Source organism: Halomonas pelophila (assembly GCF_040196315.1).
In the GTDB taxonomy this organism is placed as follows: Bacteria; Pseudomonadota; Gammaproteobacteria; order Pseudomonadales; family Halomonadaceae; genus Halomonas; species Halomonas pelophila.
This window is the reverse complement of sequence record NZ_JBEGCI010000011.1, coordinates 37,934-55,282: the sequence shown is the minus strand read 5'-3', so window position 1 is coordinate 55,282 and position 17,349 is coordinate 37,934. Positions and strand designations below refer to the sequence as shown.

General features: G+C 67.8%; 13 protein-coding genes. 10 read left to right on the top strand and 3 right to left on the bottom strand.

Annotated features, from left to right (window positions below; genetic code table 11):
* Positions 1 to 53: 53 nt before the first annotated feature.
* Together dnaK and dnaJ are read left to right on the top strand one after the other, a co-directional pair.
* Positions 54 to 1,982, top strand: a complete 1,929-nt coding sequence (dnaK, locus tag ABE957_RS12900) for a molecular chaperone DnaK (RefSeq protein WP_349759092.1) — start codon at positions 54 to 56, stop codon at positions 1,980 to 1,982.
* Between the two features lie 92 nt (positions 1,983 to 2,074).
* Positions 2,075 to 3,217: a molecular chaperone DnaJ gene (dnaJ, locus tag ABE957_RS12895; protein ID WP_349759091.1), complete on the top strand. Its 1,143-nt coding sequence runs from the start codon at positions 2,075 to 2,077 to the stop codon at positions 3,215 to 3,217.
* 95 nt (positions 3,218 to 3,312) lie between these two features.
* On the opposite strand, the gene corA is transcribed toward dnaJ, so the two are convergent.
* Complete coding sequence (corA, locus tag ABE957_RS12890; protein ID WP_349759090.1) at positions 3,313 to 4,278, bottom strand: magnesium/cobalt transporter CorA; 966 nt, start codon at positions 4,276 to 4,278, stop codon at positions 3,313 to 3,315.
* A 144-nt stretch (positions 4,279 to 4,422) separates the two neighbouring features.
* Between corA and ABE957_RS12885 the strand changes: the two genes are divergently transcribed.
* Together ABE957_RS12885 and ABE957_RS12880 are read left to right on the top strand one after the other, a co-directional pair.
* Positions 4,423 to 4,701: a DUF2218 domain-containing protein gene (locus tag ABE957_RS12885; RefSeq protein WP_349759089.1), complete on the top strand. Its 279-nt coding sequence runs from the start codon at positions 4,423 to 4,425 to the stop codon at positions 4,699 to 4,701.
* The gene (locus ABE957_RS12880; protein WP_349759088.1) at positions 4,698 to 5,603 is read left to right on the top strand and encodes a DMT family transporter; all 906 of its coding nucleotides are present in this window, start codon (positions 4,698 to 4,700) and stop codon (positions 5,601 to 5,603) included. Before ABE957_RS12885 ends, ABE957_RS12880 begins: the two co-directional genes overlap by 4 nt.
* On the opposite strand, the gene ABE957_RS12875 is transcribed toward ABE957_RS12880, so the two are convergent.
* Complete coding sequence (locus tag ABE957_RS12875) at positions 5,600 to 7,534, bottom strand: MBL fold metallo-hydrolase (protein ID WP_349759087.1); 1,935 nt, start codon at positions 7,532 to 7,534, stop codon at positions 5,600 to 5,602. The genes ABE957_RS12880 and ABE957_RS12875 overlap by 4 nt on opposite strands.
* Positions 7,535 to 7,657: 123 nt before the next feature.
* Here ABE957_RS12875 and dapB point away from each other — a divergent pair, with 123 nt between their 5' ends.
* The 4 genes from dapB to greA all read left to right on the top strand — a co-directional run bounded on the left by dapB (position 7,658) and on the right by greA (position 13,794).
* Complete coding sequence (dapB, locus tag ABE957_RS12870; protein ID WP_349759086.1) at positions 7,658 to 8,461, top strand: 4-hydroxy-tetrahydrodipicolinate reductase; 804 nt, start codon at positions 7,658 to 7,660, stop codon at positions 8,459 to 8,461.
* Between the two features lie 414 nt (positions 8,462 to 8,875).
* Positions 8,876 to 10,021: a glutamine-hydrolyzing carbamoyl-phosphate synthase small subunit gene (gene carA, locus ABE957_RS12865; RefSeq protein WP_349759085.1), complete on the top strand. Its 1,146-nt coding sequence runs from the start codon at positions 8,876 to 8,878 to the stop codon at positions 10,019 to 10,021.
* Positions 10,022 to 10,075: 54 nt separating this feature from the next.
* Positions 10,076 to 13,321 carry a carbamoyl-phosphate synthase large subunit gene (gene carB, locus ABE957_RS12860; RefSeq protein ID WP_349759084.1) on the top strand — a complete coding sequence of 1,082 codons (3,246 nt, stop codon included), beginning with the start codon at positions 10,076 to 10,078 and terminating at the stop codon, positions 13,319 to 13,321.
* The gene (gene greA / locus ABE957_RS12855; RefSeq protein ID WP_349759083.1) at positions 13,318 to 13,794 is read left to right on the top strand and encodes a transcription elongation factor GreA; all 477 of its coding nucleotides are present in this window, start codon (positions 13,318 to 13,320) and stop codon (positions 13,792 to 13,794) included. Before carB ends, greA begins: the two co-directional genes overlap by 4 nt.
* Before the next feature lie 167 nt (positions 13,795 to 13,961).
* Here greA and yhbY read toward each other — a convergent pair whose 3' ends face one another.
* A complete protein-coding gene (yhbY, locus tag ABE957_RS12850; protein ID WP_349759082.1) occupies positions 13,962 to 14,288 on the bottom strand; it encodes a ribosome assembly RNA-binding protein YhbY in 327 nt (108 codons plus the stop codon).
* A gap of 192 nt (positions 14,289 to 14,480) precedes the next feature.
* On the opposite strand from yhbY, the gene rlmE reads away from it, so the two are divergent.
* The gene (gene rlmE / locus ABE957_RS12845; RefSeq protein WP_349759081.1) at positions 14,481 to 15,164 is read left to right on the top strand and encodes a 23S rRNA (uridine(2552)-2'-O)-methyltransferase RlmE; all 684 of its coding nucleotides are present in this window, start codon (positions 14,481 to 14,483) and stop codon (positions 15,162 to 15,164) included.
* A gap of 199 nt (positions 15,165 to 15,363) precedes the next feature.
* Entirely contained in the window at positions 15,364 to 17,328 is a 1,965-nt protein-coding gene (gene ftsH, locus ABE957_RS12840) for an ATP-dependent zinc metalloprotease FtsH (protein WP_349759080.1), read from the top strand.
* Positions 17,329 to 17,349: the final 21 nt, after the last annotated feature.

The window sequence follows — 17,349 nt, the reverse complement described above, 5'->3', positions numbered from 1 at the left end:
CCCGCGGCGAAAGCCGCAGATCACGAATTCAACTGCCAGTTTGAGGATTTCCTATGGGACGCATCATCGGTATTGACCTGGGGACCACCAACTCTTGCGTCGCCGTGCTCGACGGTGACCAGGCCAAGGTGATCGAGAACGCTGAAGGCGCGCGCACTACGCCGTCCATCATCGCCTACACCGACGACGGTGAGACGCTGGTGGGCCAGGCGGCCAAGCGCCAGGCGGTCACCAACCCCCAGAACACCCTGTACGCCATCAAGCGCCTGATCGGCCGTCGCTTCAAGGACGATGTCGTCCAGAAGGACGTCAAGATGGTCCCCTACACCATCACCGAAGCCGACAACGGCGACGCCTGGGTGCAGGTCAAGGACAAGAAGCTGGCGCCGCCGCAGGTCAGCGCCGAAGTCCTGAAGAAGATGAAGAAGACCGCCGAGGACTACCTGGGCGAGGAAGTGACCGAGGCGGTGATCACCGTGCCGGCCTACTTCAACGACTCCCAGCGTCAGGCCACCAAGGACGCGGGTCGCATCGCCGGCCTCGAGGTCAAGCGCATCATCAACGAGCCGACCGCGGCCGCCCTGGCCTACGGCATGGACAAGGCGCGCGGCGACAAGACCATCGCGGTCTATGACCTGGGTGGCGGCACCTTCGATATCTCCATCATCGAAGTGGCCGACGTCGACGGCGAGACTCAGTTCGAGGTGCTGGCCACCAACGGCGACACCTTCCTGGGCGGCGAAGACTTCGACATGAAGCTGATCAACTACCTGGTCGATCAGTTCAAGGCCGACAGCGGCATCGACCTGTCCGGCGACAACCTGGCCATGCAGCGCCTCAAGGAAGCCGCCGAGAAGGCCAAGATCGAGCTGTCCAGCGCCCAGCAGACCGACGTCAACCTGCCCTACATCACCGCCGACAACACCGGTCCCAAGCACCTCAACGTGAAGGTGACCCGGGCCAAGCTGGAGTCGCTGGTGGAGGAGCTGGTCAAGCGCTCCCTCGAGCCGTGCAAGACCGCGCTCAAGGATGCCGGCCTGTCCAACGGCGAGATCGACGACGTCATCCTGGTCGGCGGTCAGACCCGCATGCCCATGGTGCAGAAGTCCGTGGCCGAGTTCTTCGGCAAGGACGCCCGCAAGGACGTCAACCCGGACGAGGCCGTGGCCGTGGGCGCGGCGATCCAGGGCGGCGTGCTGGGCGGTGACGTCAAGGACGTGCTGCTGCTCGACGTCACCCCGCTGACCCTGGGCATCGAGACCCTGGGTGGCGTGATGACGCCGCTGATCGAGAAGAACACCACCATCCCGACCAAGAAGACGCAGACCTTCTCGACCGCGGATGACAACCAGACGGCCGTGACCATTCACGTGCTGCAGGGCGAGCGCAAGCAGTCCACCGGCAACAAGTCGCTCGGTCGCTTCGACCTGGCCGACATCCCGCCGGCGCCGCGCGGCGTGCCGCAGATCGAGGTCGCCTTCGACCTGGACGCCAACGGTATCCTGAACGTGTCTGCCAAGGACAAGGCCACCGGCAAGGAGCAGTCCATCGTGATCAAGGCCTCCAGCGGCCTGTCCGAGGAAGAAGTCGAGCAGATGGTCCAGGACGCCGAGGCTCACGCCGACGAGGACAAGAAGTTCGAGGAACTGGTCCAGCTTCGCAACCAGGCCGACGGCATGATCCACGCCGCCCGCAAGACCCTCGAAGAGGCCGGCGACAAGGCCAGCGACGAGGAGAAGCAGGCCATCGAAACCGCCGCATCCGAGCTGGAAGAGGCGATCAAGGGCGACGACCAGGAGGACATCCAGGCCAAGCTCGACAAGCTGACCGAGGCCTCCGGCACCCTGGCGCAGAAGATGTACGCCGAGCAGGGTGAGGCCGCGCAGCAGGCCGGTGAGGCCGATGAGGCCGCCGCCAAGCAGGAAGATGACGTGGTCGACGCCGAGTACGAAGAAGTCAACGACGACCAGAAGAAGCAGTAAACCACGACATCTGTTTGACGGATGATGCCAGCGCGGGGGCCTGACTCCCGCGTTGGTGTTTCCGCAGAGTCCCTACGGAGGCGGACAGACTCATGTCCAAGCGTGACTATTACGAAGTACTGGGCGTCGAGCGCGGTGCCGACCAGAAGGACATCAAGAAGGCCTACCGACGCCTCGCCCAGAAATTCCATCCGGACCGCAATCCGGATGATGACTCGGCAGCCGAGAAGTTCCGCGAGGTCTCCGAGGCCTACGAGGTCCTGAGCGACGGCGAGAAGCGTGCGGCCTACGACCAGTTCGGCCATGCCGGGGTGGACGGCCAGGCCGGCGGCGGCTTCGGTGGCGCGGGGGCCGGTGCCGGCGGCTTCAGCGACATCTTCGGCGACGTCTTCGGCGATATCTTCGGCGGGGGCGGCGGTCGTCGCCACCCCAATGCCCCGCAGCGCGGCAGCGACCTTCGCTACAACCTCGAGCTCGACCTCGAGGACGCCGTGGCCGGCACCAGCGTGGATATCCGCGTGCCGCGCCATGTCGAGTGCGAGCGCTGTGACGGCGGCGGTGCCGAGCCGGGTTCCAGCAAGGAGACCTGCCCGACCTGTAACGGCATGGGTCAGGTGCGCATGCAGCAGGGCTTCTTCGCCGTGCAGCAGACCTGCCCGACCTGCCACGGCGGCGGCGAGCACATCAAGGTGCCGTGCCACAAGTGCCATGGCGAGGGCCGCGTGCGCGAGACCCGCACCCTCTCGGTGAAGATCCCGGCCGGCGTGGATACCGGCGATCGCATTCGCCTGAACGGCGAGGGCGAAGCCGGCGTCAACGGCGGACCGCCCGGGGATCTCTATGTGCAGGTGGCGATCAAGCCGCACCACATCTTCCAGCGCGACGGCCGTCACCTGCAGTGCGAGGTGCCGATCAACTTCGTCGACGCCGCCCTCGGCGGCGAGCTCGAGGTGCCCACCCTGGACGCTCGGGTCAAGCTGAAGATTCCGCCCGAGACCCAGACCGGCAAGCTGTTCCGCCTGCGCGGCAAGGGCGTCAAGCCGGTGCGCGGCGGCCCCCCCGGCGATCTGCTGTGCAAGGTCGTGGTGGAGACGCCGGTCAAGCTAAGCGAGGAGCAGAAGGATCTGCTGCGCGCCTTCCAGGACAGCCTGGAGGGCAGCAAGAGCCATCACTCGCCGAAGAAGTCGAGCTTCTTCGACGGCGTGAAGAAGTTCTTCGAGGACATGAAGCCCTAAGGGCCGTCCCGCCGAACACGACGAGGCCCCGCGCTCCGAGAGGAGGCGGGGTCTTTTCGTGTCCGCTCCTGAGCGGCGGCGTGCGGCGCCGATCGCTACAGCCAGCCGGCGCGGCGAAAGCGCCAGTAGAGCCAGCCGCAGGCGCCGCCCATCACCAGCAGGGCCAGGGGGTAGCCCAGGCGCCAGTCGAGCTCCGGCATGTGGCTGAAGTTCATGCCCCAGATCCCGGCGAGGATGGTGGCCACCGCGAAGATGGCGGCCCAGGCCGCGAGCCGCTTGTGCACCTCGCCCTCGTCGATGGCCACCATCGAGAGGTTCACCTGGATCGCCGTGATGGTCATCTCGCGGATGGTGTCCACCGCCGCCTCGATGCGGCTCAGGTGGTCGTAGACGTCGCGGAAGTACTCCCGGGTCTTGCGGCACAGGCCCGGCACCCTGATGCCCGAGAGGTGGCCGGCGGCCTCGCCCAGCGGCATTGAGGCGTGCTTGAGCCGCATGGTCTGGCGCTTGAGCTGATAGAGCCGCTCCAGGCTCTGGCGCGCCGTGCCGCGGACGAAGATCTGGTCCTCGATGCTCTCGAGCTCCGCCTGCAGCGCCTCGACCACCGGGAAGTAGCGGTCGACGATGGCGTCCATCAGGGCGTAGATCACGAAGGCCGGGCCGTGCCTGAGCAGCTTCGGCTCCCGCTCGCAGCGCCGGCGCACCTCGGCGAAGCCCCGGCTCGGGTGATGGCGCACCGAAAGCACGTAGCCGGGGCCGGCGAACACCGCCACCTGGCCGGTTTCCAGCTGGTCGTCGCGCAGGGTGACCATGTGCATGGTCACGAACAGCGCCTCGCCGTACTCCTCGAGCTTGGGCCGCTGGCCCCCGTTCAGGGCGTCCTCCACGGCCAGCTCGTGCAGGCCGAAGATCGCCTGGAAACGGGCCATCTCCGCCGCGTCGGGCTCGTGCAGGGCTACCCACACGAAGCGATCCGGGTGCCCCAGGATGTCGCCGATCTCCTCGGTCGCGATGTCGTGCAGGCGATGCCCTTTCTCGTAGGCCACGCAGTTGATGATCATTGCCGCCCCTCCCGCGTCATGACGATGTCCTGTGCCACAGCATAGTGCGCGGTCATCGCGTGACGGCCCGGCAGGCGGGGTGGCGTTGGCGGGGGTGGGCGGCATAGTCTTGGAGACTCATGTCCAAGGAACCCGGAGTCCCCCATGCCGATTTCACGTGCCGATATTCCCGCCGAGGATGCCAAGGGGCTGATCGAGCGCCTCTGCCAGGAGTGGGTCGATGCCCAGCCGATCGACCGCGAGGAGACCCAGGCGCGGGTACGCTTCGACGAGGGCAGCTGCCTGCTCGAGGCCCGTCCGACGCACCTCAGCGTGGCCGTCGAGAGCCTGGATGACGAGAGCCTGGATCGCCTGGAGGGCAAGGTGAACGCCGCCCTCGAGGGGCTCGCGGGGGTGACCCTGGAGATCGTCTGGGAAAATTGAACGAGCCTCGCTCGGTCCGTGCCGCCCACCTCGGCATGCTGTTGTGGGCGGTGCTGGTGGGGCTCTCGTTCCCCGCGGTGGGGGTGATGAGCGAGTTGCCACCGCTCTCGCTGACCGCACTGCGCTTTCTGATCGCCTGTGCGGGCCTGTGGTGGCTGGCCCGGCGCTCGCCGGATTTCCTGCCCGACGGGCGGACCCTGCCGCTCTACGCCCTGATGGGGCTGTGCCTGGCCGGCTTCTTCGGCGCCATGTTCTGGGCGGCACACCATGCCACGGCGCTCTCCATGGCCACCCTGTTCGTCACGGTGCCGCTGCTGGCCTTCCTGCTCGGGGCGGGCTTCGGGGTCGAGCGGCTGAGCTGGCGGCTGCCGGCGATCCTGGCGCTCGGCGCGGCGGGGGCGCTGGGGCTGGCTATCGCCGAGTCCCTGGGGCAGGGCGGGCGCCTGCGCTTCGGCATCGGCGAGGCCGTGTTCTTCCTCGGCTGTCTGGCCACGGCGCTCTATCCGGTGCTCAGCAAGTGGGGAATGACGACGGGGCGCCTGCCGGCGTCGGCGGCGGTGCGCACCTTCTGGAGCCTGGGGCTCGGCGCCCTCCTGGTCGGGCTGGCGGGCCTCGCCGTCGAGCCGGTGGCGCGCCTGGCGAGCATGACCGGTCGCGACCTGCTGCTGCTGGTCTATCTGGGTCTCTTCTCCAGCGCCCTGACCTTCTGGCTGCTGCAGCGCGCCACCGCGGTGCTGACGCCGGGGGCGGTCACCGCCTACAGCTACCTGGTGCCCTTCGTCTCGATGCTGCTGCTGTTCGTCCGCGACCCGGGGCGGATCGACTGGGTCTGGCTGCCGGGCAGCCTGCTGGTGGTGGTGGCGATTGCGATGCTGCTGCGCCACGGCCGCGCGGCCGGCTAGCCGCTGTTGCCATCGCCCACTGCCTCGCCGGTAAAGGCGAGGCGGGCCTCGTCGTGAAGGCGGCGGGCGTCGGTGATATGGCGCCGCGAGAAGTGGAAGGGCACCAGTCGCGCCACCCCGGCTGCCGCGGCGATCTCGCCGCAGGCCCGGGCGGTCAGGTGGCCGGTGCGTCGGGCCTGTTCCTCCTCTGCCTCCAGGAAGGGGGCCTCGCAGAAGAGTACCCGGGCGCCCCGCGCCAGTGCGACCAGGCGCCGTCGGTTCGCAGCGGTGTCGCCCAGGTCGGTGGCATAGACCAGCCGCTCCCCCGGCCGTGTCATCAGCAGCAGCGCCGCCAGTCGGGCCGCGGTCCGGGTGGTGCCGTCCGGCAGCCGGACCCGGGCCTCCCCCTCGCCCGCCAGGACATGCTGCTTGAGCGTGCCGAGCCAGGGGCCCGGCGGCCAGCCATGATCCTCCAGCCGCTCCTGGCGTACCGCGACCTGCCGGTCGGGCTCCAGGGCAAAAGCCAGCACCGGCGTGCCGTGGTCGAGGATCGTGGCCCGCACGCGAAAGCCGAGCTCCTCATGCAGCAGGCCGCCGAGGGCCGGGCGTTCGGGCAGGGGCCTGGGGCGCGCCTCGCCGGCGACGATCTCCCAGCGTAGGAGGCGCTCGCCATGCAGTTCGCCGACCTCGAAGCGGGGCGCCTTCTCGCCGACCCGGTCCCAGAGGATGCCGCCCACCAGCCCCTGCAGGTGCTCCGCCAGCCCCGGTGGGCCATAGAGCCGGCAGGGCGGGTACTCGCCGATGCGCGAGCGCAGCAGCCACAGGAAGCCGCCGATGTGGTCGAAGTGGGCATGGCTGATGAAGACGTCGCTGACCTGGTGGGCGAGGCGAGCCGGCAGGCGGCCGGGGTCGCCCAGGTCGAACAGCAGGCTGCGCGACTGATGGCGCAGCCGAAGGTGCAGCAGCGGGTCGCCGTAGACGCCGTTGACCAGGATCGCGGTGACGGTGCCGAGGTCGGCCCGGGGGCGCGGGCCGTCGCGGCTTTTCAGGGGCGCGGGGATGTCGTCCGGCGCAGGCGTGCCGAGGGTGGAGGCGTGGGGGCGGGCGGTGCCCAGCTGGCCGTCCCGCCCGCGACGGGCATCGCGAACCACCAGGGCATGGGGCCTGCCGACAAGCCTGGGCGTGCGAATCCGCAGCCGGTCACCCTCCAGCGCCAGGATCTCGCCCAGCCCCAGGGTGTCGCCCCGCGTATCGAGCAGCCCAACCTGGCGCCCTGCCCAGGCCTCGGGGGCGCTGCGCGGCGGGGCGTTGCCGGTCAGGGCCAGTGCGGGCAGCGCGAGCACGGTCTCGCGGGCCGACGCCAGCCACGCATCCCAGTCGTCGCTGCGACGCTGGCGGCGTCGACGCTTTCCGGGGTGGCGGACATGCGGCTCCGGTGCCAGGGTGACGGCCTCCAGGCCCAGGGCGTGACACTCTTCCTGGAGCGGGAAGGGGGTGCCTTCCGCTGCCAGCAACAGCAGGGCGCCGATGCTGGCGGCCTCCGCCAGTGCCGGCAGCAGCTCGGCCCCGGCAGCGCCGCGCACCACCCCCGGGGCATCCAGCAGCAGCGCCCCGACGGGCGCCTGCTCGGCCAGGCGTCGCACCGCCTGCACCAGCGGCAGCCGGAAGCGGGCGGCATCCAGGGTGGCCAGGGCGGCGAGGGCCTCGAGCCGCCAGTCTCCGGCCTGCCAGCGGCCCAGGCAGGCCGCGCCGGGCGGTCCGATGGCGGGCAGTCCCGGATCGGCGCTCAGGCAGTGACACGCCTGGTTCCGGTGGGCCAGCGACGCCGCGGCGGCACGCACCAGGGTGCTCTTGCCGCTGCCCGGGGCGCCGACCACCAGCACGCGGTCATGCCGCTGCAGCAGGGCCAGCAGGGGGTGGTCTGCGGGGAGGTGTTCGCTCGGTGCAGGCATGGTGACGGCCCTCGGCATCGATATGCCCAGTGTGGGGGGAGTGCCGCGGGGCGGCCACCCGGCGCGGGCGCCCCTCTGGTATACTGCAGCCATTTCCCAACCATCGCATTCGCAGGAGTCCGCATGACCCGTATCGCCATCGTCGGCGTCGCCGGCCGCATGGGCCGCACCCTGGTCAACGCCGTGCAGCAGGACGCCGAGGCCACCCTGGCCGGCGGGATCGTCGAGCCGGGCAGCTCGCTCGTCGGCGCCGATATCGGCGAGCTGGCCGGCATCGGCAAGCTGGGCGTGACGGCGGCGGACAGCCTCGGCGCCATCGTCGACGACTTCGACGTGCTGATCGACTTCACCGCCCCGCGGGTCACGCTGGCCAACCTGGCCTTCTGCGCCGAGCACGGCAAGCGCATCGTCATCGGCACCACCGGGCTCGATGACGCCGAGCTCGCCGAGCTCGACGGCTATGGCGATCGCGTGCCGATGGTCTTCGCGCCGAACATGAGCGTGGGGGTCAACCTGACCCTCAAGCTCCTGGAGACCGCGGCCAGGGCGCTGGGCGACGAGGGCTACGACATCGAGGTGATCGAGTCCCACCATCGCCACAAGGTCGACGCCCCCTCCGGCACGGCGCTCAAGATGGGCGAGGTGATGGCTGACGCCCTGGAGCGCCCGCTCAAGGAGTACGGCGTGTTCGAGCGGGTCGGCCAGTGCGGCCCGCGTACCGACAAGGAGATCGGCTTCGCCACCGTGCGCGCCGGCGACATCGTCGGCGAGCACACCGTGATGTTCGCCACCGAGGGCGAGCGCATTGAGATCACCCACAAGGCCTCGAGCCGCATGACCTTCGCCAAGGGCGCGGTGCGCGCGGCGCGCTGGGTGGCCGGCCAGGGCAACGGCCGCTATGCGATGCAAGATGTGCTGGGCCTGTAGTGAAGAGGGCACCCCGGGCATCGCAGCCCCACGATGTGAGGAGCGCTGGGGACAAGCCTAAGAGAAGGTCCTACGCCAGGGAGGGCGTAGGTAGCTTACAGGGAGGAATTCACAGCGCCTCCTCGAGGGGTTGTCGCCAGATTAGCTCCGAGCCGAGCCAGCTAACTGCGACGGGCTTGGGTGGTAATTCCTCGGGGGTAGTCGCGGGGCGTCGTTTCCTGTAATATCCCCAAAATTTTGGCCGGGCGCACGGGCGAAAGCCCCTTCAACGCGCTTGTTGCTTCGGCCCAGGCATTCCGAGCGAATGACAACAAGCGGGATGAAACCGGTCTAGCCATCGGGTTCGTCCCGCTTTTTTACGGCCCGGCGAACGGCATTCCTTGACGAGCTGTTAACACTTGGGAGGACCTAGCATTGAACAGACCCGCGATACTGGCCCTGGAAGACGGAAGTGTATTCCACGGCACGGCCATCGGTGCCGATGGACAAACCAGCGGTGAGGTGGTGTTCAATACGGCCATGACCGGCTACCAGGAAATCCTGACCGACCCCTCCTACACCCGACAGATCGTCACCCTTACCTATCCCCATATCGGCAACACCGGCGTCAACGCCGAGGACGTCGAGTCCGGCAGCATCGCCGCGGCGGGCCTGGTGATCCGCGACCTGCCGCTGCTGGCCAGCAGCTTCCGCTCCGAACAGTCGCTCTCCGACTACCTCAAGGGCGAGAACGTGCTGGGCATCGCCGATATCGATACCCGCCGCCTGACCCGCATCCTGCGCGACAAGGGTGCCCAGAACGGCGCCATCCTGGCTGGCAGCGAGGCCGAGGGTGAGGACGCCGTGGAGCGCGCCCTGGCGGCAGCCCGCGCCTTCCCCGGCCTCAAGGGCATGGACCTGGCCAAGGTGGTCTCCTGCCAGACGTCCCACGACTGGAACGAGGGCGAGTGGACCCTGGGCCAGGGCTACGCCGATGCGAGCGCCATCGAGCGTCCCTATCACGTGGTCGCCTATGACTTCGGCGCCAAGCGCAACATCCTGCGCATGCTCGCCTCCCGCGGCTGCCGGCTGACCGTCGTGCCGGCCCAGACCCCGGCCGACGAGGTGCTGGCCATGGCCCCGGACGGCATCTTCCTCTCCAACGGCCCCGGCGACCCCGAGCCCTGCGACTACGCCATCAAGGCCATCGAGGCCTTCCTCGAGACCGAGATCCCGCTGTTCGGCATCTGCCTGGGTCACCAGCTGCTGGCGCTGGCCAGCGGCGCCGCCACGGTGAAAATGGGCCATGGCCACCACGGCGCCAACCACCCGGTGCAGGACCTCGACACCGGCAAGGTGATGATCACCAGCCAGAACCACGGCTTCGCCGCCGACGAGGCGAGCCTGCCGGCCACCCTGCGCGCCACCCATCGCTCATTGTTCGACGGCACCCTGCAGGGCATCGAGCGCACCGACCGCCCGGCCTTCAGCTTCCAGGGTCATCCCGAGGCGAGCCCGGGCCCGCGCGACGTGGCGCCGCTGTTCGACCGTTTCGTCACCATGATGAAGGAACGCCGCTAGGCGCGAATCGCCCTACATCAGACCGTCATTCATCGATTAGCCGCGGAAACCGTCATGCCCAAGCGTACCGACATCAAGAGCATCCTGATCATTGGTGCTGGCCCCATCGTCATCGGCCAGGCCTGCGAATTCGACTACTCCGGCGCCCAGGCCTGCAAGGCGCTGCGTGAGGAGGGCTACCGGGTCATCCTGGTCAACTCCAACCCGGCCACCATCATGACCGACCCGGCGATGGCCGATGCCACCTACATCGAGCCGATCACCTGGCAGGCGGTGGAGAAGATCATCGAGGCCGAGCGCCCGGACGCGATCCTGCCCACCATGGGCGGGCAGACCGCGCTGAACTGCGCCCTGGAGCTCGACCATCACGGCGTGCTGACCAAGTACGGCGTGGAGATGATCGGTGCCAACGCCGACGCCATCAACAAGGCCGAGGATCGCGACCTCTTCGACAAGGCGATGAAGAACATCGGCCTGGAGTGCCCCAAGGCCAAGGTGGCCCACAGCATGCAGGAGGCCTGGGAGATCCAGGCCGAGCTGGGCTTCCCGACCATCATCCGCCCCTCCTACACCATGGGCGGCTCCGGCGGCGGCGTGGCCTACAACAAGGAGGAGTTCGACGAGATCTGCCAGCGTGGCTTCGAGCTCTCGAACAACCACGAGCTGCTGATCGACGAGTCGCTGCTCGGCTGGAAGGAGTACGAGATGGAGGTCGTGCGCGACAGGCACGACAACTGCATCATCGTCTGCGCCATCGAGAACTTCGATCCGATGGGCGTGCACACCGGCGACTCCATCACCGTGGCCCCGGCCCAGACGCTGACCGACAAGGAATACCAGATCATGCGCGACGCCTCGCTGGCGGTGTTGCGCGAGATCGGCGTCGAGACCGGCGGCTCCAACGTCCAGTTCGGCATGGATCCGCAGACCGGGCGCATGGTGGTCATCGAGATGAACCCGCGGGTCTCGCGCTCCTCGGCGCTGGCCTCCAAGGCCACCGGCTTCCCGATCGCCAAGATCGCCGCCAAGCTGGCCGTGGGCTACACCCTGGACGAGCTGCAGAACGACATCACCGGCGGCCGGACCCCGGCGTCCTTCGAGCCGGCCATCGACTACGTGGTCACCAAGATCCCGCGCTTCACCTTCGAGAAGTTCCCCCAGGCCAACGATCGCCTGACCACCCAGATGAAGTCGGTGGGCGAGGTGATGGCCATCGGCCGGACCTTCCAGGAGTCGCTGCACAAGGCGCTGCGCGGCATGGAGACCGGCAACGACGGCCTGGATCCCGTGTTCCCCGAGCAGAAGCCCGGGGCGTTCACCGCCGAGGCCATGGCGCACATCAAGGGCGAGCTGCAGGCCGCCGGGGCCGAGCGCATCTTCTTCGTCGCCGACGCCATGCGCGCCGGGATGAGCGTCGAGGAGATCTTCGCGCTGACCAACATCGATCGCTGGTTCCTGGTGCAGATCGAGGAGCTGATCCGCATCGAGGCCGAGGTGGCTACGCGCTCGCTCTCCGAGTTCACGCCGCGCGAGCTCTACCGGCTCAAGCGCAAGGGCTTCAGTGACGCCCGCCTGGCGCGCCTGCTGGGCGTCGCCGAGAAGGAGTTCCGGCGCACCCGCCAGCGGGCCGGCATCCGCCCGGTCTACAAGCGCGTCGACACCTGTGCCGCGGAGTTCGCCTCCGATACCGCCTACATGTACTCCACCTACGAGGAGGAGTGCGAGGCCGAGGTCAGCGACAAGCAGAAGATCATGGTGCTGGGCGGCGGGCCCAACCGCATCGGCCAGGGCATCGAGTTCGACTACTGCTGCGTGCATGCCGCCTTCGCCATGCACGACGACGGCTACGAGACCATCATGGTCAACTGCAACCCGGAGACCGTCTCCACCGACTACGACACCTCGGATCGCCTCTACTTCGAGCCGGTGACCCTGGAGGACGTGCTGGAGATCGCCGACAAGGAGCAGCCGGTCGGCGTGATCGTGCAGTTCGGCGGCCAGACCCCGCTCAAGCTGGCCCGCGAGCTCGAGGCCGCCGGCGTTCCGATCATCGGCACCACCCCGGACGCCATCGACCGCGCCGAGGACCGCGAGCGCTTCCAGCAGATGATCGACAAGCTGGGCCTCAAGCAGCCGCCCAACGCCACCGCGCGCAGCTTCGACGAGGCCTTCGCCAAGGCCGAGGCGATCGGCTACCCGCTGGTGGTGCGCCCGAGCTACGTGCTTGGCGGCCGAGCCATGGAGATCGTCTACGACGCCTCCGAGCTAGAGAACTACATGACCCACGCGGTGAAGGTCTCCAACGACTCACCGGTGCTGCTCGACCACTTCCTGAATGCCGCGATCGAGATCGACATCGATGCGGTCAGCGACGGCAGCCAGGTGGTGATCGGCGGCATCATGCAGCACATCGAGCAGGCCGGCGTGCACTCCGGCGATTCCGCCTGTGCGCTGCCGCCCTATTCGCTGCCCGCCGAGGTGCAGGACGCGATGCGCGAGCAGGTTAAGCAGATGGCCGTGGAGCTCGGCGTCAAGGGCCTGATGAACGTCCAGCTGGCCTGGCAGGACGGCGAGATCTACGTCATCGAGGTCAACCCGCGGGCCTCGCGCACCGTGCCCTTCGTCTCCAAGTGCATCGGCACCTCCCTGGCCCAGATCGCCGCGCGCTGCATGGCCGGCCAGACCCTGGCCGAGCAGGGCTTCGAGCGCGAGATTGTGCCGCACTTCTACAGCGTCAAGGAGGCGGTCTTCCCGTTCAACAAGTTCCCGGGCGTCGATCCGATCCTCTCGCCGGAGATGAAGTCCACCGGCGAGGTGATGGGCTCGGGCGACACCTTCGCCGAGGCCTTCTACAAGGCGCAGCTGGGTGCCGGCGAGGCGATCCCGCGGCTCGAGGGCGAGCGCAAGGCGTTCCTCTCGGTGCGCGATCCGGACAAGGCGGGAGTTATCGAGGTGGCCCGTTCTCTGGTAACCTTGGGGTTCACCCTGTGCGCGACCCGTGGCACGGCGGAGGCCCTCAAGGGCACCGACCTGCCGGTCCAGATCGTCAACAAGGTCTATGAAGGCCGTCCCCATATCGTCGATCTGCTCAAGAACGACGAGGTCGCCTATATCGTCAACACCACCGAGGGCCGCCAGGCCATCAACGACTCCTCGGTGATCCGCCGCACCGCACTCGCTCGCAAGGTTCCCTATGCCACCACGCTGGCCGGAGCCAATGCCGTGTGCATGGCGCTCGAGTATGGCAACGCCATCACCGTGCGGCGGCTACAGGAACTGCATGCAGGAGCTACGCAATGAACAAGGTCCCGATGACCGTCGCCGGTGAGCAGCGGCTTCGCAAAGAGCTTGAGCAGCTGAAGGGCGAGGCGCGTCCCACGGTGATTGCCGCCATCGCCGAGGCTCGCGAGCATGGCGACCTGAAGGAGAACGCCGAGTACCATGCGGCTCGCGAGCAGCAGGGCTTCATCGAGGGGCGCATCCAGGAGATCGAGGGCAAGCTCTCCAACGCCCAGGTGATCGACGTCACCAAGCTGCCCCAGACCGGCAAGGTGATCTTCGGCGTCACCGTGGGGCTGATCAACCTCGATAACGACGAGGAGGTGACCTACCGCATCGTCGGCGAGGACGAGGCCGACATCAAGGCGCGTCGCATCTCGGTCACCTCGCCCATCGCCCGTGCCCTGATCGGCAAGGAAGAGGGCGAAGTGGTGGTGGTGAAGACGCCCGGTGGCGAGGTCGAGTACGAGATCTCCAGCGTCGAGCACCTCTGAGCGCCAAGCGCTTAGCAACAAGCCACAAGCGCCACGCCGCCCGGTGACGGGCGGCGGGTGCAAAGGCAGATACCAGACAAGAAGAAACCCCGCGGACCGGAGTCGGCGGGGTTTCTTTTTTACGGTCTTGCGTTGTGGCCTCTGGCGATCATCGACCGCCGGTCGCCTCAGCGCCGCCCGTGGTGCTCCTCGAAGCGCGTGATGTTGGAGAGCTTCGGGTTGACCTTGGGGTTGTGGCGATAGAGCAGGGCCATCTTGCCGATCTTCTGCACCAGCTCGGCGCCGCTCGCCGTGACCAGCTCGTCGAGCATGGCCGCGCGGTCGTCGCGGTCGGGCAGGGCGAGCTTGACCTTGACCAGCTCATGGTCGCGCAGGGCCCGGTCGAGTTCGGCGAGCACTCCTTCGGAGGCGCCGTTCTCGGAGACCGTGACCACGGGGTCGAGATGGTGGCCGATGCTGCGAAATGCTTTCTTTTGTGCCTGTGACAAGCTCATGGTATCTTGCTTCTTCCCGGTTGGCGCGCAGCGCACATGGTACGGCGAATCGTCCCGCGGCGAAAGCGCGTTACCTGTCCGCCTGCTTCTCCATCGGCCGGGTCCGCAGGTCAGCACCCCGTCGCACCTCCCTCGGGTCTTCCCGGATTTCGCTCGACTACCTGTCATTCATGGCCATTCACAGGTGATGCCGTGGCACGTCCCCATGCTTCCCGCGCCAAGGGCGCTGCCGGCAAGAAGCCGGCCAGCAAGGCCTCCTCCGTCAGCAAGACCAGCAAGGGCTGGATGAAGGAGCACTTCGACGACCGCTTCGTGCAGCAGAGCTGGCAGGACGGCTACCGCAGTCGGGCCAGCTACAAGCTGCTGGCGCTGGACGAGAAGGATCGTCTGCTGCGTCCCGGCATGACCGTGATCGACCTGGGCGCCGCCCCGGGCGGGTGGAGCCAGGTGGCCGCCGAGAGGGTCGGATCCGACGGCGTGGTGATCGCCTCGGACATCCTCGAGATGGATGCGCTGGCCGACGTCGACATCGTGCAGGGCGATTTCACCGAAGCGCACGTGCTCGAGGCGATCCTCGAAACCCTCGGCGATCGTCCGGTAGACCTTGTGATGTCGGACATGGCCCCCAATATGAGTGGGATGGCCGCCATCGACCAGCCCCAGGCGATGTACCTGGTGGAGCTGGCCCTGGATCTGGCGCGCCAGACGCTGTCACCCGGCGGCACCTTCCTGGCCAAGGTCTTCCAGGGCGAGGGGTTCGACGAGTTCCTGAAGGAGCTGCGCGGCAGCTTCAAGCGCGTGGTGACGCGCAAGCCGGAGGCCTCCCGGGCCCGCTCGCGTGAGGTCTACCTGCTGGCGGAAGGATTTCGCGGCTGAGGCGTGCCTCGGCCGCAATACGGGGCACTGCCACGATAGGCAGCGCCTAATGGGCCGATGGCCGGACAGGGTGCCGCGACTGTGTCACAGTGACGGTAATTCCCGCTCCGGCCCTAGGCTGGCTGAACATGTGCCGCTCATGTAGTGTCGAAGGACCAGGCATTTTCGGCCGACAGATTCTTGCAATGAGGGTAGTCCCTTGAACGACATGGCGAAGAACCTGATTCTGTGGTTGGTCATCGCGGCAGTGCTGCTGACGGTGTTCAACAACTTCAGCGTCGACAGCTCACCGCAGGCGATGAACTACTCCCAGTTCGTCCAGCAGGTGCAGAACCAGCAGGTCAAGAGCGTGACCATCGATGGCTACACCATCGCCGGTGAACGCACCGATGGCTCGCAGTTCCGGACCATCCGCCCGGCGGCGGAGGATCCCAAGCTGATGGACGATCTGCTGGCCAATGACGTCACCGTGGTGGGCAAGGAGCCCGAGCAGCAGAGCCTGTGGATGCGCCTGCTGATCGCCAGCTTCCCGATCCTGCTGATCCTGGCCATCTTCATGTTCTTCATGCGCCAGATGCAGGGCGGTGGGGCCGGCAAGGGCGGGCCCATGAGCTTCGGCAAGTCCAAGGCCAAGCTGCTCTCCCAGGACCAGATCAAGACCACCTTCGCCGACGTCGCCGGTTGCGACGAGGCCAAGGAAGAGGTCGAGGAGCTGGTCGACTTCCTGCGCGATCCGACCAAGTTCCAGCGCCTGGGCGGCACCATTCCGCGCGGCGTGCTGATGGTCGGCCCGCCCGGTACCGGCAAGACGCTGCTCGCCAAGTCCATCGCCGGCGAGGCCAAGGTGCCGTTCTTCTCGATCTCCGGTTCCGACTTCGTCGAGATGTTCGTCGGCGTGGGTGCCTCGCGCGTGCGTGACATGTTCGAGCAGGCCAAGAAGCAGTCGCCCTGCATCATCTTCATCGACGAGATCGATGCGGTGGGCCGTTCGCGTGGCGCCGGCATGGGCGGCGGCAACGACGAACGCGAGCAGACGCTGAACCAGCTGCTGGTCGAGATGGACGGCTTCGAGGCCAACGAGGGCATCATCGTCATCGCCGCCACCAACCGTCCCGACGTGCTCGACCCGGCGCTGCTGCGCCCGGGCCGCTTCGATCGCCAGGTGGTGGTGCCGCTGCCGGATATCCGCGGCCGCGAGCACATCCTCAACGTGCACCTGCGCAAGGTGCCGCTGGCCGACGACGTCAAGCCGTCGCTGATCGCCCGCGGCACGCCCGGCTTCTCCGGCGCCGACCTGGCCAACCTGGTCAACGAGGCCGCGCTGTTCGCCGCGCGTCGCAACAAGCGTCTGGTGGGCATGGAGGAGCTCGAGCTCGCCAAGGACAAGATCATGATGGGCGCCGAGCGCAAGTCCATGGTCATGACCGACAAGGAGAAGCTCAATACCGCCTATCACGAGTCGGGCCACGCCATCATCGGCCTGGTGATGCCGGAGCACGACCCGGTCTACAAGGTGACCATCATCCCCCGCGGCCGGGCGCTGGGCGTGACCATGTTCCTCCCCGAGGAGGATCGCTACAGCCTGTCGCGCCAGCAGATCATCAGCCAGATCTGCTCGCTGTTCGGCGGCCGCATCGCCGAGGAGATGACCCTGGGGCCGAACGGCGTTACCACCGGCGCCTCCAACGACATCAAGCGCGCCACCGAGCTGGCCCACAACATGGTCGCCAAGTGGGGCCTCTCCGAGGAGATGGGCCCGATCATGTACGACGAGGACGAGTCGCACCAGTTCCTCGGCGGCCCCGGCCAGGGCGGCAAGCTCAAGTCCGGCGAGACCACTTCCAAGCTCGACAAGGAGGTGCGCAAGATCATCGACGGCTGCTACGAGCAGGCCCAGAAGATCCTCAGCGAGAATCGCGACAAGCTGGACGCCATGGCCGAGGCGCTGATGAAGTACGAGACCATCGACTCCACTCAGCTCAAGGACATTATGGCCGGTCGCGACCCGCGTCCCCCCGAGGGCTGGGACGACCCGAGCGGCGGCGCCCCCACCGGTGGCGAGCCGCGCGCCGAGACGGGCCCGGCGGCGAGCGACGACACCGAGGACGACGACACGCCCTCGCGCCGACCCTCCGACCCGCTGGGTGGCCCGGCCGGCAGCTGAGCCGCTCCGGCAGTACTCTCA

Coding starts and splice junctions, on each gene's coding strand:
- dnaJ (WP_349759091.1), top strand. CDS start 2,075: ATGTCCAAGCGTGACTATTACGAAGTACTGGGCGTCGAGCGCGGTGCC.
- yhbY (WP_349759082.1), bottom strand. CDS start 14,288: ATGAGCTTGTCACAGGCACAAAAGAAAGCATTTCGCAGCATCGGCCAC.
- dapB (WP_349759086.1), top strand. CDS start 7,658: ATGACCCGTATCGCCATCGTCGGCGTCGCCGGCCGCATGGGCCGCACC.
- greA (WP_349759083.1), top strand. CDS start 13,318: ATGAACAAGGTCCCGATGACCGTCGCCGGTGAGCAGCGGCTTCGCAAA.
- dnaK (WP_349759092.1), top strand. CDS start 54: ATGGGACGCATCATCGGTATTGACCTGGGGACCACCAACTCTTGCGTC.
- corA (WP_349759090.1), bottom strand. CDS start 4,278: ATGATCATCAACTGCGTGGCCTACGAGAAAGGGCATCGCCTGCACGAC.
- ABE957_RS12875 (WP_349759087.1), bottom strand. CDS start 7,534: ATGCCTGCACCGAGCGAACACCTCCCCGCAGACCACCCCCTGCTGGCC.
- ABE957_RS12885 (WP_349759089.1), top strand. CDS start 4,423: ATGCCGATTTCACGTGCCGATATTCCCGCCGAGGATGCCAAGGGGCTG.
- carB (WP_349759084.1), top strand. CDS start 10,076: ATGCCCAAGCGTACCGACATCAAGAGCATCCTGATCATTGGTGCTGGC.